General features: G+C 73.4%; 14 protein-coding genes. 3 read left to right on the plus strand and 11 right to left on the minus strand.

Annotation, left to right across the window (positions count from 1 at the left end):
* Nucleotides 1-47 precede the first annotated feature (47 nt).
* The 6 genes from dnaK to ACFCXS_RS31015 all read right to left on the minus strand — a co-directional run bounded on the left by dnaK (nt 48) and on the right by ACFCXS_RS31015 (nt 7,384).
* Nucleotides 48-1,916, minus strand: a complete 1,869-nt coding sequence (gene dnaK / locus ACFCXS_RS30990) for a molecular chaperone DnaK (RefSeq protein ID WP_376646666.1) — start codon at nt 1,914-1,916, stop codon at nt 48-50.
* 67 nt (nt 1,917-1,983) lie between these two features.
* On the minus strand, nt 1,984-2,724 hold the full coding sequence (locus ACFCXS_RS30995; RefSeq protein ID WP_376646667.1) for a glycerophosphodiester phosphodiesterase family protein: 741 nt from the start codon (nt 2,722-2,724) through the stop codon (nt 1,984-1,986).
* Nucleotides 2,721-4,106 (minus strand): hypothetical protein, encoded by a 1,386-nt coding sequence (locus ACFCXS_RS31000; protein WP_376646668.1) that lies wholly within the window; start codon nt 4,104-4,106, stop codon nt 2,721-2,723. The genes ACFCXS_RS30995 and ACFCXS_RS31000 overlap by 4 nt, the downstream gene beginning before the upstream one ends.
* Nucleotides 4,107-4,224: 118 nt before the next feature.
* Nucleotides 4,225-4,653: an OsmC family peroxiredoxin gene (locus ACFCXS_RS31005; protein ID WP_359629371.1), complete on the minus strand. Its 429-nt coding sequence runs from the start codon at nt 4,651-4,653 to the stop codon at nt 4,225-4,227.
* Between the two features lie 140 nt (nt 4,654-4,793).
* The gene (locus ACFCXS_RS31010) at nt 4,794-6,869 is read right to left on the minus strand and encodes a phage holin family protein (protein ID WP_376646669.1); all 2,076 of its coding nucleotides are present in this window, start codon (nt 6,867-6,869) and stop codon (nt 4,794-4,796) included.
* 113 nt (nt 6,870-6,982) lie between these two features.
* Nucleotides 6,983-7,384 (minus strand): hypothetical protein, encoded by a 402-nt coding sequence (locus tag ACFCXS_RS31015; protein WP_376646670.1) that lies wholly within the window; start codon nt 7,382-7,384, stop codon nt 6,983-6,985.
* Nucleotides 7,385-7,466: 82 nt separating this feature from the next.
* On the opposite strand from ACFCXS_RS31015, the gene ACFCXS_RS31020 reads away from it, so the two are divergent.
* Both ACFCXS_RS31020 and ACFCXS_RS31025 read left to right on the plus strand, forming a co-directional pair.
* On the plus strand, nt 7,467-8,240 hold the full coding sequence (locus ACFCXS_RS31020; protein ID WP_376646671.1) for an MBL fold metallo-hydrolase: 774 nt from the start codon (nt 7,467-7,469) through the stop codon (nt 8,238-8,240).
* 29 nt (nt 8,241-8,269) lie between these two features.
* Nucleotides 8,270-8,884 (plus strand): DedA family protein, encoded by a 615-nt coding sequence (locus ACFCXS_RS31025; RefSeq protein ID WP_376646688.1) that lies wholly within the window; start codon nt 8,270-8,272, stop codon nt 8,882-8,884.
* A 79-nt stretch (nt 8,885-8,963) separates the two neighbouring features.
* On the opposite strand, the gene ACFCXS_RS31030 is transcribed toward ACFCXS_RS31025, so the two are convergent.
* From ACFCXS_RS31030 to ACFCXS_RS31050, 5 genes are all read right to left on the minus strand, one after another.
* Nucleotides 8,964-10,016 (minus strand): MBL fold metallo-hydrolase, encoded by a 1,053-nt coding sequence (locus tag ACFCXS_RS31030; RefSeq protein WP_376646672.1) that lies wholly within the window; start codon nt 10,014-10,016, stop codon nt 8,964-8,966.
* Nucleotides 10,013-11,257 (minus strand): aminotransferase class I/II-fold pyridoxal phosphate-dependent enzyme, encoded by a 1,245-nt coding sequence (locus ACFCXS_RS31035; RefSeq protein ID WP_376646673.1) that lies wholly within the window; start codon nt 11,255-11,257, stop codon nt 10,013-10,015. Before ACFCXS_RS31035 ends, ACFCXS_RS31030 begins: the two co-directional genes overlap by 4 nt.
* Nucleotides 11,258-11,485: 228 nt before the next feature.
* Nucleotides 11,486-12,388 (minus strand): hypothetical protein, encoded by a 903-nt coding sequence (locus tag ACFCXS_RS31040; protein ID WP_376646674.1) that lies wholly within the window; start codon nt 12,386-12,388, stop codon nt 11,486-11,488.
* A 203-nt stretch (nt 12,389-12,591) separates the two neighbouring features.
* Entirely contained in the window at nt 12,592-13,401 is an 810-nt protein-coding gene (locus ACFCXS_RS31045; RefSeq protein WP_376646675.1) for an RNA polymerase sigma factor SigF, read from the minus strand.
* 315 nt (nt 13,402-13,716) lie between these two features.
* Entirely contained in the window at nt 13,717-13,902 is a 186-nt protein-coding gene (locus ACFCXS_RS31050; RefSeq protein ID WP_376646676.1) for a hypothetical protein, read from the minus strand.
* A 158-nt stretch (nt 13,903-14,060) separates the two neighbouring features.
* On the opposite strand from ACFCXS_RS31050, the gene ACFCXS_RS31055 reads away from it, so the two are divergent.
* Nucleotides 14,061-14,462, plus strand: coding sequence for a DUF2795 domain-containing protein (locus tag ACFCXS_RS31055; RefSeq protein ID WP_376646677.1), 402 nt, complete (start codon nt 14,061-14,063; stop codon nt 14,460-14,462).
* The last annotated feature ends 99 nt before the right edge of the window (nt 14,463-14,561 follow it).

Here is a 14,561-nt window from a genome sequence, read left to right on the forward strand (position 1 = left end):
CAGGGAGCACCGACATCGCAGAAAGGGTCATCCCGGGGGGAGTTGGGCTAGGCGGCGCCGCCCTTCGCGTCCGGGCCGTTCTTCTCCTCGTCCACGATCTCCGCGTCGACCACGCCCTCCTCGTCCCGGGGAGTGCCGGAGGGTTCCTCGGCGGGGGTCTGCTGGGCCGCCTGGGCGTACATCGCCTGGCCCATCTTCTGGCTGACGGAGGCGAGCTTCTCGACGGCGGCACGCAGGGCGGCGGTGTCCGCCTGCTGTTCCAGCCTCTCCTTCACCTCGGTGACGGCCGACTCGACCTCGGACTTCGTGTCGGCCGGGACCCGGTCGCCGTTCTCGCGGAGGAAGTTCTCGGTCTGGTAGACGAGTTGCTCGGCCTGGTTGCGGGTCTCGGCCGCCTCGCGGCGCTCCCGGTCCTCCTCGGCGTACTGCTCGGCCTCGCGCATCATGCGGTCGATGTCGTTCTTGGGCAGGGCCGAGCCACCGGTGACGGTCATCTTCTGCTCGCGACCGGTGGCCATGTCCTTGGCCGAGACGTGCATGATGCCGTTGGCGTCGATGTCGAACGCCACCTCGATCTGCGGTACACCACGCGGCGCCGGCGGCAGACCGGTCAGGTCGAAGACGCCGAGCTTCTTGTTGTACGCCGCGATCTCCCGTTCGCCCTGGTAGACCTGGATGCCGACCGAGGGCTGGTTGTCGGCCGCCGTCGTGAAGATCTCCGAACGCCGGGTCGGAATGGTGGTGTTGCGCTCGATGAGCTTCGTCATGATGCCGCCCTTGGTCTCGATGCCCAGGGACAGCGGGGTGACGTCGAGCAGCAGCACGTCCTTGACGTCGCCGCGGATGACACCCGCCTGGAGCGCCGCACCCACGGCCACGACCTCGTCGGGGTTGACTCCCTTGTGCGGGTCCTTTCCGGTCAGTGCCCTGACCAGGTCGGTCACCGCGGGCATCCGGGTCGAGCCGCCGACGAGAATCACGTGGTCGATGGCCGAGAGCTTCACGCCGGCATCCTTGACCGCCTGGTGGAAGGGGGCCTTGCAGCGGTCGAGCAGATCCGATGTGAGCTCCTGGAACTGGGCCCGGGTCAGCTTCTCGTCGAGATGCAGGGGCCCCTCGGCGGAGGCCGTGATGTAGGGCAGGTTGATCGTCGTCTCGGTCGAGCTGGACAGTTCGATCTTGGCCCGTTCGGCACCCTCGCGCAGCCTCTGCACCGCCATCTTGTCGCCCGCGAGGTCGACACCGGTCCGGTCCTTGAACCGCTTGATCAGGTACTCGACGATCCGCTGGTCCCAGTCGTCGCCGCCGAGGTGCGTGTCGCCGTTGGTGGCCTTCACCTCGATGACGCCCTCGCCCATCTCCAGCAGCGACACGTCGAAGGTGCCGCCGCCGAGGTCGAAGACGAGGACCGTCTGGTCGTTCTCCTTGTCCAGGCCGTAGGCGAGGGCCGCGGCCGTCGGCTCGTTGATGATGCGCAGCACCTTCAGGCCCGCGATCTCACCGGCCTCCTTGGTGGCCTGGCGCTGGGTGTCGTCGAAGTAGGCGGGAACGGTGATCACGGCGTCGGTGACGTCCTCGCCCAGGTAGGACTCCGCGTCCCGCTTGAGCTTCTGCAGCACCCGCGCGGACAGCTCCTGGGCCCGGTAGCGGGTGCCGTCCACATCGCCCTCGCCCGGGAAACGCCAGTGCGCGTCGCCCATGTGCCGCTTCACCGAGCGGGCGGTGCGCTCCACGTTCGTCACGGCCTGCCGTTTGGCCACCTCTCCGACCAGCACCTCGCCGTTCTTGGCGAACGCCACGACCGAGGGCGTGGTCCGGGCCCCCTCCGCGTTGGCTATGACGGTGGACTCGCCGCCTTCCAGCACGGCGACCACCGAGTTCGTGGTTCCGAGGTCGACTCCGACCGCTCGTCCCATCGCTGTCCCCTTCCGCCAGGGCGACGACTCTCCACACACTCCAGCACAAAACTTGAGTGCGCCGTTGTCAATGCCGCGATGGGGTGACCGGGCCGCGCAGGGCCACGGCCCGCCGGGGCCGGTCGGTGACGAGCACGTCGACGCGCGGGTGAGCGAGGAAGGCCCGCATGAGCGTGTCGTCGTTGACGGTCCAGACCATGGTGAACAGGCCGTGCCGGGTCGCCTCGCGCAGCACGTTGGTCCTGGCCAGCCGCTGGTGCACGGCGACGCCGTGCGCCCCGCAGGCCCGGATGCGGCGGGCCGGGAACAGCTCGCTCAGCCGGGTCCCGGGCAGCCGGGACAGGGCGAGTTCCCGGCGGTCCCGCCCCAGCGACAGGACGGTGCGCACGCCGGGGAAGCCCCGGGTGACGGCGGCGACCGAACGGTCCTCCAGCGTGGTCACGACGAGCCCGTCCGTGCCGAGCAAGGCGACCGCCCGGTCGGTCACCTCCTGCTCGTAACCGACCTCCTTGAGGTCGAGGTGGGCCACGAGTTTCCCGGCGATCAGCGCCATGACGTCGTCCACCACGGGCACCGCGTACCCGGCCCGTTCGCACAGCTCGGCGTGCGTGAGCGCGGACAGCGGCGGCCCGGCGGGACCGACCCGGGGGTCGTGGTAAACGACGAGGACTCCGTCCCCGGTGCGGCGGATGTCGAACTCGACGTACTCCGCACCGGACGCGATCGCGTCCTCGTACGCCTCCCAGGTGGCGGGGCCGGCTCGCTCGGAGCCGCCCCGGTGGGCGGAGACGGCGGGGTGAGGCGTCATGGTCGTCGGTTCCCGGAGGGCGAGCGGGGCGGTGGCACGGGCAGGAAGTCGTCGTCGGGCGCGGGCAGCAGCGAGCCGGAGCGGGTGCGGACCCGTCTGAGCAGGACGTATCCGATCACGACGAGGACGACGAAGGGAAGCCAGGCCAGAGCGTAGGCCGTGCCGTAGGTGCGCAGGTCGAGGATGGAGCGGTGCTCGTCGACATCGGTGCCGTTGACGCCGAAGAAGGCCAGCAGCAGGGTCGGCGGCAGGGCGATCAGGGTGGCCGCCGTGACCAGGGCGGAGACGGTGCGGTCGCGCCGCTCGTCGCGTTCGGCCAGTTCGGCGTCCAGCGCGGCGGAGCGGGCACTGATCACCGAGGTCAGGCGCTCCACCATGCGGGCCGAGTTCTCCAGGGTGTCGCGGATGCCCAGGGCGTCGCCCAGTGAGGACTGGAAGGCCTCCGTGACCGTCTCGGGGATCAGCAGGCTGTCGACGTAGGCCTCGACGCCGAAGGCCAGGTCCAGCTGGAGTTCGTTGACGCCGGCGGAGAGGCGGGAGATCAGGGCGCGGATCTCGGTGGGCGAGTCGGTCAGGGCGCGCTCGTTGGCCTTCATCATGGCGAAGGCCGCCAGCCGGGCGCGCTGCAGGACGGACAGGGCGGAGATCATGCCGACGGCGACGAGGACCAGGCCGTTCTCCACGTGCGGGGCCCAGCCGGCCTGGACGGAGACGCCCCGGCCGAGGGCGGTGAGGGTGAGGCCGTGGTTCCTGAGGCGCGGGGCGGGACTCGCGTCGTAGGGCGTGGCGGGGTTCCACGGCATCCGGCCGCGGTAGACGATCTCGTTCAGCAGGATCGCCTTGCGGGTCTCGTCGGCGCTGAGCAGTTCGCGCTGCAACCGGCCGCCGGGGAAGACCAGTTGGTGCACGTTCTGGCCGTGGGCGAGCGGCCCGCCGCCGAGCTGCGCGGACAGGCTCTGCAGGAGCGGACGGTCGTCGAGTTCGATCCGCTCCCGGTCGAAGCAGGTGGTGGCCAGCCAGGCGGCGAGGTCGCCGGCGGTGGTCTCGCCCGCGAAGGCGCAGTCCACGACGAGGGTGGCGTCACCCCTCGGGGTGGTGACGACGAGGATCCGCAGGGACGCGAGGCCGAGGCCGTGGTCGCCGTGCGGCAGCCGCAGCCGCCGTGGAGCGACCTGTTCGTCGAGGACCGGGACGGGCAGCACGTCCTGGCTGATCATGAGGTGGGAGGCGAAGCGGCCGTAGTCGTAGCGGTCGACGAGGGCGCCGAGGGAGGTGTCGCGGGGGCGGAGCCGTCCGGAGAGGCCGAACAGCAGCAGGACGCGGGTCCGGTCCCGGGTGGCGGAGTCGAGCACCGTCGCGTTCGTGGACGTTCCCGGCAGCATCGCGTTCCTTCCGGCCCGGCGTTCGAGGCGTCCGGTTCCTACCCCGGCCCGCAGTGGTGAACCGACGTCGCGCGGGCCGCCCCCGGTGGGCCGGCCCGCGCGACGGGGATACAGCAGGTCAGGCGAGCTTGGCGGTCAGCGTGATGGGCGTGGCCTTGAGAGCCTGGCTGACCGGGCAGCCGGTCTTGGCCTCTTCGGCGGCGGCCTGGAAGGCCGCCTCGTCGATGCCGGGAACGGTGCCCTCGACGGTGAGGTGGATGCCGGTGATGCCCTCACCGGGCTGGAAGGAGACGTCGGCCGAGGTGATGAGCTTGGTGGGCGGCGTCCCGGCCTTGTTGAGGATGTTGGAGAAGGCCATGGAGAAGCAGCTGGAGTGGGCGGCCGCGATCAGCTCCTCGGGGCTGGTCTTGCCGTTCGCCTCCTGGGCGCGCGAGGCCCACGTGACCGGCTGCTCGCCGATGGCACCGGAGGAGTCGAAGGTGACGACACCGTTGCCCTCGAGCAGGTTGCCTTCCCAGACGGTGTGTGCGGAGCGCGTGGTAGCCACGAGTTCTTCCTTTCGCGTGCGGACTCGCGTGCGGGCCCGTCACCGGGCCCCGTGTCCCCCATCCGATCACACTACGGCCCAACTCATGCGGAGGACCTGCCCTCTGGCGGTGTGCGTGCGGCGCGTTGTGCTCGGCGCCGTCAGGCGGCCTGCTCCTCCTCGGTGGCCGTCAGCGGCACCTGCGGTCCGTTCGACTCGCGCAGCCAGCGCCTCAGGACCCGGTGCACGTGCTCGGCGCCGACGAGTTCCTCGCCCTCGCCGACCGGTGCGGAGACGCCGAGCGGGGACAGCAGGAAGGGTCTTCCCTGGGCGCCTCCCAGGCCGCCGTGGGAGCCGATCTGCTCCTCGAAGGCGAGGACTTCGCCGTCGGCCGGGTCGTGGAAGGAGTTGACCATGATGTCGGCGGTGTGCGGGAAGGAGTGCGTACGGCGTATCGAGTCGGCCGCGCCCGGGCCGAAGGGGGCGAGCGGGCCGGGGTTGTCGTCGAGGTCGGCCAGCGGGATCTCGGCGCCGTACGCGCCGAGGACGACACCGCCGTGCTCCTCGCTGCGCACCAGCAGGAAGCCGATGCCGGGGTGGTTGGCGAGGGTCGGCAGCAGCGCGGGGTGGCGGGCGTCGATCTCCTCCTTGCTCATCCGGTGCGAGACGTCCGGGAAGGAGACCAGGCCGAGGTTGCCGGAGGCCAGCACGATGGGCTCGGAGTCGCGCGCGGGGCGGTGCTGTTCGCCGGTCTCCGCGACGGGGAAGCGCAGCGCGGCGCGCACGGCGGCGCGGGCCTCCGCGCCGCTGCGGGTGCGCTCGGCCTTGCGCGGTACGGACATGCCGCAGCCGGCCCGCACCAGGTCCCCGAGCGTGAGGCCGTAGCGGGAGCGGAAGGTCTCGCCGGGGCTCTGGCCGTGGTCGGACAGCACGACGATCCGGTACGGGCGCGGGGCGTGTTCGGCGACGTTCTCGATCAGGGCGAGCGAGCGGTCGAGGCGTTCGAGGACCCTCTGCGCGTCGCGGCTCGCCGGGCCGGAATGGTGGGCGACCTCGTCGTAGGCCACCAGGTCGGCGAAGACGGCCGTGCGGCCGACGAGCATGTCGCCCGTGACGGCGGCGACCACGACGTCCCGCTCGACGACCGTGGCGAAGGCCCGGACGAGGGGGTACAGGCCGCCGCGGGAGACACGCGGGCGCTGCCCCCGCATGCCGGCGCGGGTGGACTGGCCGATCTCCCGGCCCACCTCGGCGATGAAGGAGAGCGCGGTGCGCACGGCGTTGGCCGGGTCGCAGAAATAGGCGAAGTAGCCCGCGCGGGAACGGTTCTCCCGGCTGCGGCGGCGGGCCGCGATGGACAGCACGAGGGCCTGCTGTTCCGCGCCGCCGCTGAACAGGTTGCCGCGGCTGGCGCCGTCGACGGTGAGCAGCCCGCCGTGCCCCGCGTGCTCGACGGCGCGGCGCTGGAGTTCGGCGGCGCTGGTCGGGCGGTTGCATACGACCACCTCGCGGGTGTCCTTCTCGTACCAGCGGAAGGCGGGGACGTCGTGGTTGCTGCCGTGCAGGATGCCGAGCTGGCTGGCGCCGGTCTGGCTGGACCAGTCGGTGCGCCAGGGGGTGAGCCGGTGAGTGGGGCGGCCGCCGTCGCCGGCGTCGAGCCAGCGGGCGACGGTGGGCATCAGACCCTTGCCGACCGCGTCGAGCAGGATGTCGTGGCCGACGCCGTCGAGCTGCACGAAGACCGTGCCGGGACCGGCGGGGGAGGGCGGTCCCGAGCGGCGGCGGCGGTCGGAGAGGCGGTACAGCCTGCGGCGGTAGGCGTCGTCGTCCCGCACGGCCAGGGCGGCGCCGGTCGCGGACGCGACGGCGGACATCACGGCGGCGACGACGACGGCGGTCTCCGGAGCGGCGGCGCCGCGCTCGGCGGGGTTGAGGTGCAGGGCCAGCAGCAGCAGGGCGCCGTTGAGGAAGAACACCAGCAGTCCCAGCACCAGCGCCGGTACGAGCAGCAGCAGCCGCACGAGCAGGGGCCACACCAGGGCCGACAGCAGACCGAAGACACCGGCGCCGAAGGCTGCCGTGACGGCTATGTCGGTCGCACTGTCGCCGTTCTCCGAGCGGAGCCGGAAGTCCGGGAGGATCCCGGCGAGCACGAGCATGGTGACGGTGCAGACCGCCCACACGGCGACGCTCCGCCCCACCTGACTGGCGACCCGCCGCCATCGCACGCCCCGCACGCCCAGCCACCTCACGTCCCTGGCCCGCAGCCGCGGCGAGCCCTCCCCCACAGTGTCTCAACGCCCGCCCGGGCGGTTTCGTCCCCCGGTCGCACACCGGTGAGGGGACGGCGTCAGCGCCCGTCGTAGCCGGCCGTCGGCATCGACAGCCGCCGGTGCACGCACGCCTTCATCGCCGCGTCGTACGCAGGCTCCGCATGCCCCACGGTCTCCACCCGTACACCGCGCCGGGCACATTCGGCGGTGAACTCCTCGACGGAGGCCAGTGCGCTCTCCAGGACCCGCCGGCTGGGCGCGACGAACAGGTCGAGGCCGGGCCGGACGCCGTCCCACAGGGCGCCGTGGTCGGGTCGCAGCCCCCGGACCAGTAACTCCCTGGTGACCACGTAGCCCCGCTCGGCGGCCCAGCGGGAGCACATAGCGTGCTGACTGCGGGAGTCGACGAGGAACGGATCGTCGTCCAGCTCCTCCAGCGGCGTCAGACTCGCGATCGCCGTGACCCGCACCGGCACCATGGCGTCCCCCTCACCTCCGGTTTCGCCGCCGACCCTACTCCTGCACGTAGGCTTCGGGGAGTCGCGCGAAGGAGGCAAAGAAGTGCCGGTGGAGATCACCTGGTGGGGTCACGCCACTTGCACCGTCGAGGATTCGAACGTGCGCGTGCTCACGGATCCCCTGTTCGCACGCCGGCTCGCACACCTGCGCCGCCGGCGCGGGGCCCTTCCGCCCCCGGGCGCCCCTCACGCCGACGTGGCGCTGGTGTCGCATCTGCACGCCGACCACCTGCACGTGCCGTCGCTGATGCGGCTCGCCGAGGGCACGCGCCTGCTCGTGCCCCGGGGCGCGCGCCGGGCGGTGCCGGGGCTGCGCCGGCTCACGCACCTGCGGGTGAGCGAAGTGGCGCCCGGCGACGAGACGCCGGTCGGCGACATCGTCGTACGGGCCGTGCCCGCGCGGCACGACGGGCGGCGGCTGCCGTTCGGGCCGCACCGCTCCCCCGCGCTCGGCTACGTCATATCCGGCGAGGCCCGGACGTACTTCGCGGGGGACACCGGACTGTTCGACGACATGGCCGACGAGGTCGGGCCGGTCGAGGTGGCGCTGCTGCCGGTGGGCGGCTGGGGGCCGTACCTGGGCGAGGGGCACCTGGACGCGGGCCGGGCGGCGCAGGCGCTGGCCCGGCTGACGCCGCGCAGTGCGGTACCGGTGCACTACGGCACGTACTGGCCGATCGGTATGGACGCCGTGCGCCCCCACGAGTTCCACGCGCCGGGCGACGAGTTCGTCCGGCTGGCGGCCCGGCAGGCGCCGAAGGTGTCGGTGCACCGGCTCGGGCACGGGGAGAGCGTGCGCCTGGAGGCCGCGCGGTGACGTATTCCGCTCCTCCGGCGCTCGCGCCCCTGCTCGCGGCATCGGCCGTCACACCGGCGTCCGTGGTTCCGGCGTCCACGCAGCAGGCGATCGGCTATCCGACGCTCTTCCTGCTGGTGCTGGCCGGGGCGCTGGTGCCGGTGATTCCCACGGGTGCGCTGGTGAGTTCGGCGGCGGTCGTCGCCATGCACCGGACGGCGCCGTTCTCGCTGGCGATGGTGTTCGTGACGGCGTCCGTGGCGGCGTTCCTCGGGGACGCCGCGCTGTACTGGCTGGGGCGGCGGGGGCTGAAGTCGAAGAACGGCTCGCGGTGGCTGAAGGGGCTGCGGTCGCGGGCACCGGAGGACCGGCTGGAGCAGGCGCAGGAGAAGCTCGCCGCGCACGGGGTCGCCGTGCTGGTGCTGTCCCGGCTGGTGCCGGCCGGGCGGATCCCGGTGATGCTGGCGTGTCTGCTGGCGGAGTGGCCGATGCGGAGGTTCGCCCGGGGGAACTTTCCGGCGTGCCTGGCGTGGGCCGTGACGTATCAGATGATCGGGATTCTCGGCGGGGCGTTGTTCGATGAGCCGTGGGAGGGTGTGGTGGCGGCGATCGGGCTGACGTTGGTGATCAGCGCGGTGCCGGCTGTGGTGCGGCGGGTGCGGTAGCGCCGTGGGAGCCGGTGCGGTCTTCGGGGTGCGGGTGCGTCGTGGTTTTTCGCGCAGTTCCCCGCGCCCCTGATCTCACCTACAGCACCTTTGACGCGCCGACCGGCATGTCCCAGAGGTTTTCCCGGGGCAGGCCCGCCTTCTCCCAGGCCGCGCGTACGCGTGTGAGGGGTTCCATGACCGGCTCGGCCGACAGGACGAACGTGGCCCAGTGCATGGGGGCCATCCTGGACGCGCCCAGGTCCTGGGCCGCGCGGACCGCTTCCTCCGGGTCGCAGTGGACGTCACGGAGCCACCAGCGGGGGTCGTAGGCGCCGATGGGCAGGAGGGCCAGGTCGATGCCGGGGTAGCGGCGGCCGATGCGGGAGAACCAGTGGCCGTAGCCGGTGTCGCCCGCGAAGTAGACGCGCCGGCCGTCCCGGTCGGTGAGGACCCAGCCGCCCCACAGGCTGTGGCAGGTGTCGGTGAGGCTGCGCTTGGACCAGTGGTGGGAAGGGACGAAGTCGAAGCGGACGCCGCCCAGTTCTGCCGCCTCCCACCAGTCGAGCTCCGTCACGCGCGTGAAGCGCCGGCGGTGGAACCAGCGGGCGAGCCCGGCCGGGACGAACACCGGGGTGTCGCGCGGGAGACGGCGCAGGGTGGGGGCGTCGAGGTGGTCGTAGTGGTTGTGGCTGATGACGACGGCGTCGACGCGCGGCAGGTCCTCCCAGGGGACGCCGACGGGGGTGATGCGGGCGGGGGTGCCGAGGATGCGGCGGGACCACACCGGGTCGGTGAGGACCGTCAGTCCGCCGATGCGCAGCACCCAACTGGCGTGGCCCGCCCACGTGACGGCGACGGTGCGGGCGTCGACGCGGGGCAGCGGGGCCGGGGCGTAGGGCAGCCGGGGGATGTCGGCCAGGCCTTGCGGGCCGGGTCTCACCGCGCCCTCGCGGGCGAAGCGGGCCATGGCCTTCAACCCCGGGAGGGGCGCGGTCAGTCGGTCGTGGAAGGTGCGCGGCCACACCCGCCGCTCGGCCAGGGGCCGGGGTTCGGCCAGGGGCGGGTACGGGGGTGCCAGGGGCGACGGGAGGACGGGCTCGTCGGCTGCCCGGGCGGTCGCGCCGGTGGTCGACTCGGACTGCTGCGTCATCGAGGAGGCTCCCATCGCTCGGCGTCGTCGCGGAGATCGTCGAAGACCGACTTGAGTTGGATCAACGCGTGGTGCACGTGCGGCAGTTCCAACGGTGTGGGTGAGGTGAGGCATTCCGCGCGTTCCGCGTCGGAACCGGCCACGAGTGCGCCGGTGGAGAGCCGCACGCGTGGGGCTTCGAGGTCGTCGCCGAAGCGGTGCCCGCCCGGGGCGGGCATGCCGAGGCGTGCGGTGAGGAAGTCTTCCAGTTCCTGTGCGTCGCCGATGCCGTGCGCGGTCAGCGCGGGGCTCAGCGGGGCCAGGTCCACGTACAGGTGGCGGCCCGATCGCGGGGGCCGGGCGAGGGCGCCCGCGGTGACGACGGCGGAGTGCGCCGCGGCGGCCAGGAGCGCGTGCAGGCGCACGGCTGCCGCCACACGCGCGGTGACCGCTTCCGGCTCTCCGAGGGCGTACCCGGCCGCCGCGGCGACGGGCGCGGCCACACGGGCGTCGAGCGCGGTGAGGACGTCGAGGACGCGCGCGTGGAGGCCGGCCCCGTCCTCCCCGGCCGGGAAACGGGCCACGGCGGCGGGCCAGCCGGCCGGGAGCAGGGCCCCGGCCAGGTCGGTGACGACGGTGACCCGGTCGGGCACCATCTCGGCGGGACTGAGCAGCACCGTCTCGCGCGGGTCGTGCAGGGTGTCGCGCCAGGTCTCGTCGCTGACCAGGTGCAGGCCCTCACCCTGGGCGGCCTCGACGGTCTCGTGGAGCAGTTCCGGAGGGGCGACGGTCGCGGTGGGGTCGTCGGCGAGGGACAGCACGAGCAACCGCGGGTCGCCGCCCTCGGCGCGGACCCGGCGCACGGTCTCCAGCAGGGCGTACGGGTCGGGTACGCCACCGCTCTCCGGCGGGGTCGGCACATGGAAGGCGGGGCGCCCCAGCAGGCGTGCGTACGGCGCCCACCAGGCGGCGCAGGGTCTCGGCACGAGGACGTCGCCGCCGAGCGCGGCGGTCAGCGCGAGCAGCAGGGCGGGTGCGCCGGGCGCGGACGCCACCCGGTCGGGTTCGCAGCGCAGTCCGCGCCGGTCCCAGTAGCCGCAGGCGGCCTCGCGCAGGGCCCCGCCGCCGACCGGCTCGTGGCCGCCCCGGGACGCCGCGGCGGCGAGCACCGCGGACAGCTCCGGCAGGACCGGCAGACCGTCCTCGGGGAGAGGCGGCCCGAACCGGACGGGGCCGTGACCTTCGGGGGCCGTCCGCCGCATCCGTACCTCCGCAGTGCCAGTGCCTGGTGCCACCGTGTCGTACCGCCCTCGGCGCGTGCGCCGTCCGCTGCCCGGTGGCCCGTACGGCGCGGCTGGTGCCCTCGGCCACCGAGTACCCCGGGTGCCACCGCCCCATGGGCGAAGGCCGGGTCGTGATGGTCACAGCATGAGCGGGCCCGGCCGGGGGAAGCCGTTGCCCTTCCGGACGGGTGGACCGGGCCCGCCGGGTCAGCGGTGGGGGTCGCTCTCCCGGTTGCGCAGCCGGTGCGCGGCGGCACCGAACGCGCCCGCGATCAGGACCCCGCCCGCCACCAGGGCCGGCACGGAGTCGGTGAAGGCGCCGCCGTCACCGGCCCGCACGCCGCGCTGGACGGCCGCCGGTTCGCACTCGGTGGGCCGCGGTTCGCGGTGGTGCGGGGGCTCGGGGCAGGGCTCGTGGGCGGGTGGGTGCGCGGGCCGGTGCGACGGCTCGTGGGGCTCGGAGCCGTGGGGCACGGTGAACGTCGCGCTCCACGGTGCGCCCTCGCCGCCGGGGGCGGCCGGGCAGGCGCCGTCGACGGTCCACGCCGAGTCCTCCCCCTCGGCGTCCGGGGCACCCTCGAGGTTCCCTCCCTCGGCGTCGGTCCACGCCGAGTCCTCGGCTTCGGCGTCCGGGTCCTCCCCGAAGCTCTCCACGTCGGCGTCGGGGACACCCACGGAGCTCTCCACCTCGGCGTCCGGCACCCCCACGGAGCTCTCCACCTCGGCGTCCGGCACCCCCACGGAGCTCTCCACCTCGGCGTCCGGCACCCCCACGGAACTCTCCACCTCGGCGTCCGGCACACCCTCGATGTTCGCCGAGGAGATCAGGGCCGTGCCGCGGTAGGCCGGACCGGACACCTCGTCGTCGTTGCCGGTGACCAGCTGCAGCGGCACCGTGCCCTCTTCGAAGGCCTGCGAGGTGGCGTCGATGCTGTCGGGCGGCGGCCCGTCGGTCGGGGCGCAGCCGACCGAGACGGCGAGCGTGCCTCCGGGCCGGACGGTGGCGGGGCTGACCTCGGCGGCCGGTTCGGAGGATTCGGCGGGCGCGAAGCCCACCAGGGCCGAGCCGGCCAGGACGGAAACGGACAGGGCGAACAGGCTGCGGCGCATCGAGGGGACTCCTTCGGTGGTGATACCCCTCTGCCATGACAGCCAGGCCACCACGGCGTCGCGCGCGGCGCGGCCCCATTGGCGGGACGGTGCCACTCAACCGAGTGAACCGGAGCGCCCCGGGGGCCCGCGGTCGTCATCGATGTGCGGCTTCGCCGCGCGGGCGCGACAAGCCACCACGGGCTCGCCGCCGCACGACGCCGTCACACGCTGCGGCGCTGGGCGGCATCCCGCATGACCTGCTCCCGCACCCGCCCGCAGCACCGGCTGATCAGCCGCGACACGTGCATCTGCGAGATCCCCAGCTTCTCGGCGATCCGGCTCTGCGTCATGTCGTCGAAGAACCGCATGTAGAGAATCGCCCGCTCCCGCTCGGGCAGGGCGGCCAGCCCGGCCTTCACGGACTCGCGGTCGACGACCGTGTCCAGGGCGGGGTCGGTGGAGCCCAGCGCGTCGCTCAGGGAGTACCCGTCCTCGCTGCCGGGGAGCTCCGCGTCCAGGGACAGCGCCGTGAAGCTCTCCAGCGCCTCCAGACCGGCCCGGACGTCCTCCTCGCTCATGTCGGCGTGTGCGGCGAGCTCGGCCACGGTGGGCTGCCGGCCGGAGGTGCTCTGGGACAGGTCCTGACCGGCGACCCGCACCCGGTTGCGCAGGTCCTGGACGCGGCGGGGCACGTGCAGGGTCCACATGTGGTCCCTGAAGTGCCGCTTGATCTCTCCGGTGATGGTCGGCACGGCGTAGCTCTCGAAGGCGTGGCCGCGCTCGGGGTCGTACCGGTCGACGGCCTTGACCAGGCCGAGGGCCGCGACCTGGCGCAGATCCTCGTAGTTCTCGCCGCGGCTGCGGAAACGTCCGGCGAGGCGGTCGGCCATGGGCAGCCAGGCCTCGACGAGCTCGTCGCGGAGGGCGTCGCGCTCCGGGCCGGCGGGCATCGAGGTGAGCCTGCGGAAGGCCTCGGCGGTGTCGGGGGCGTCGTCGTGGGGGTGCTTCTGCGCGGGGGTTCGGGTCGGCATGATGCGTCGCAATCCCTTGAAAATGCAATGGGGTTCCACGGTCACCGTGGAAGCGCATCCGCTGTGGGACAGGGCCTCGATGGCGGCGCGCGACGCCGCTTCCACGGGCGTGCCTCCTGTCCGAAGCACTCATGAGCGCCTGCCCCCGGCCCCCGCCCGCAAACGCGGACGGTTTCCCGTGACCGCGCGCAGGGCGGAGAAGGCCCCGACGACGTCCTGAGCGGCAACTGCCGTACGCCACCGGCTCGATCGGCCCGCGCCCGGCACTCTCGAGCCGGGCTTCTGGACGGAGGGGGCCGACGGCCGAGCAGGGCTTCAGGGCGAAGGTGCGGGAGTTCCTGCCGGGGCGGGAGACGAAGCGACCACCGCTGTGGTGGGCGAAACAGCGGCCGGTGCACGCCGGTCCGCGTCGTCCTGCGGCAGCAGCAGCTCCTCGTAGCGGCCCAGCACCAGCACCACTCCGAGCATGAGCAGCGGGATGAGCACAGCGAGCAACGCCATGGCGTGTCCTTCCCCAGGGAGGTGTGGGGGGGTGGTCCGGGTCTCCCACACGGCACGGCGCAAACCAGTGCGAACGGCGGCGATCGGATGGACGGAACCGGTGTCGCCCTCCGGTGTTCGGGTACGCGGTGCGGGCCCCCGAACGTCTGGAGGGAGACATGCAGCGAGGCAGCGACCGGCTGAGCGTCCACCGGGACGACGAGATGAAACACGAACTGCAGGGTCTGCTCAGGTCCGGGCACCCCACACGCAGTGAGGAGTGGCACGACCCGGAGCCGGCTGCCGAGGACGACCCCGAGGTCGCCCACGGGCCGGTGACGCCGGGCCGTGCGCCGACGTCACTGGAGTCGGTGCGGCTCGAACTGGCCCGGATCCTGGGTCGCAAGGCGTTCCCCGCGAGTCCGCGGGAGCTGACCCGCGAGCTGCGCGGCCACCAGGCGCCCGACGTCCTCGTCGAGGCCCTGGAGGGGCTGCCGCGCCAGGAGCGCTACGGCAGTGTCCAGGAGCTGGCCCAGGCCCTGGTCCGGGCCAGCGAGACCGGGCCGGAGGAGTACGCGTAGGGACCGCGGCGGGGGCGGGGCGGGCGCCGCCCGGGGGCCCCCCCCCGCCCGGGGCGGGGGGGGGGCCGCCCGAGGGCAGGGGGGGGCTAGTTGTGGGTA

The sequence above is a fragment of the Streptomyces sp. NPDC056373 genome, from assembly GCF_042262425.1.
Classification (GTDB): domain Bacteria; phylum Actinomycetota; class Actinomycetes; order Streptomycetales; family Streptomycetaceae; genus Streptomyces.

Coding starts and splice junctions, on each gene's coding strand:
- ACFCXS_RS31045 (WP_376646675.1), bottom strand. CDS start 13,401: ATGCCGACCCGAACCCCCGCGCAGAAGCACCCCCACGACGACGCCCCC.
- ACFCXS_RS31035 (WP_376646673.1), bottom strand. CDS start 11,257: ATGCGGCGGACGGCCCCCGAAGGTCACGGCCCCGTCCGGTTCGGGCCG.
- ACFCXS_RS31050 (WP_376646676.1), bottom strand. CDS start 13,902: ATGGCGTTGCTCGCTGTGCTCATCCCGCTGCTCATGCTCGGAGTGGTG.
- ACFCXS_RS31030 (WP_376646672.1), bottom strand. CDS start 10,016: ATGACGCAGCAGTCCGAGTCGACCACCGGCGCGACCGCCCGGGCAGCC.
- ACFCXS_RS31040 (WP_376646674.1), bottom strand. CDS start 12,388: ATGCGCCGCAGCCTGTTCGCCCTGTCCGTTTCCGTCCTGGCCGGCTCG.
- ACFCXS_RS30995 (WP_376646667.1), bottom strand. CDS start 2,724: ATGACGCCTCACCCCGCCGTCTCCGCCCACCGGGGCGGCTCCGAGCGA.
- dnaK (WP_376646666.1), bottom strand. CDS start 1,916: ATGGGACGAGCGGTCGGAGTCGACCTCGGAACCACGAACTCGGTGGTC.
- ACFCXS_RS31055 (WP_376646677.1), top strand. CDS start 14,061: ATGCAGCGAGGCAGCGACCGGCTGAGCGTCCACCGGGACGACGAGATG.
- ACFCXS_RS31000 (WP_376646668.1), bottom strand. CDS start 4,106: ATGCTGCCGGGAACGTCCACGAACGCGACGGTGCTCGACTCCGCCACC.
- ACFCXS_RS31015 (WP_376646670.1), bottom strand. CDS start 7,384: ATGGTGCCGGTGCGGGTCACGGCGATCGCGAGTCTGACGCCGCTGGAG.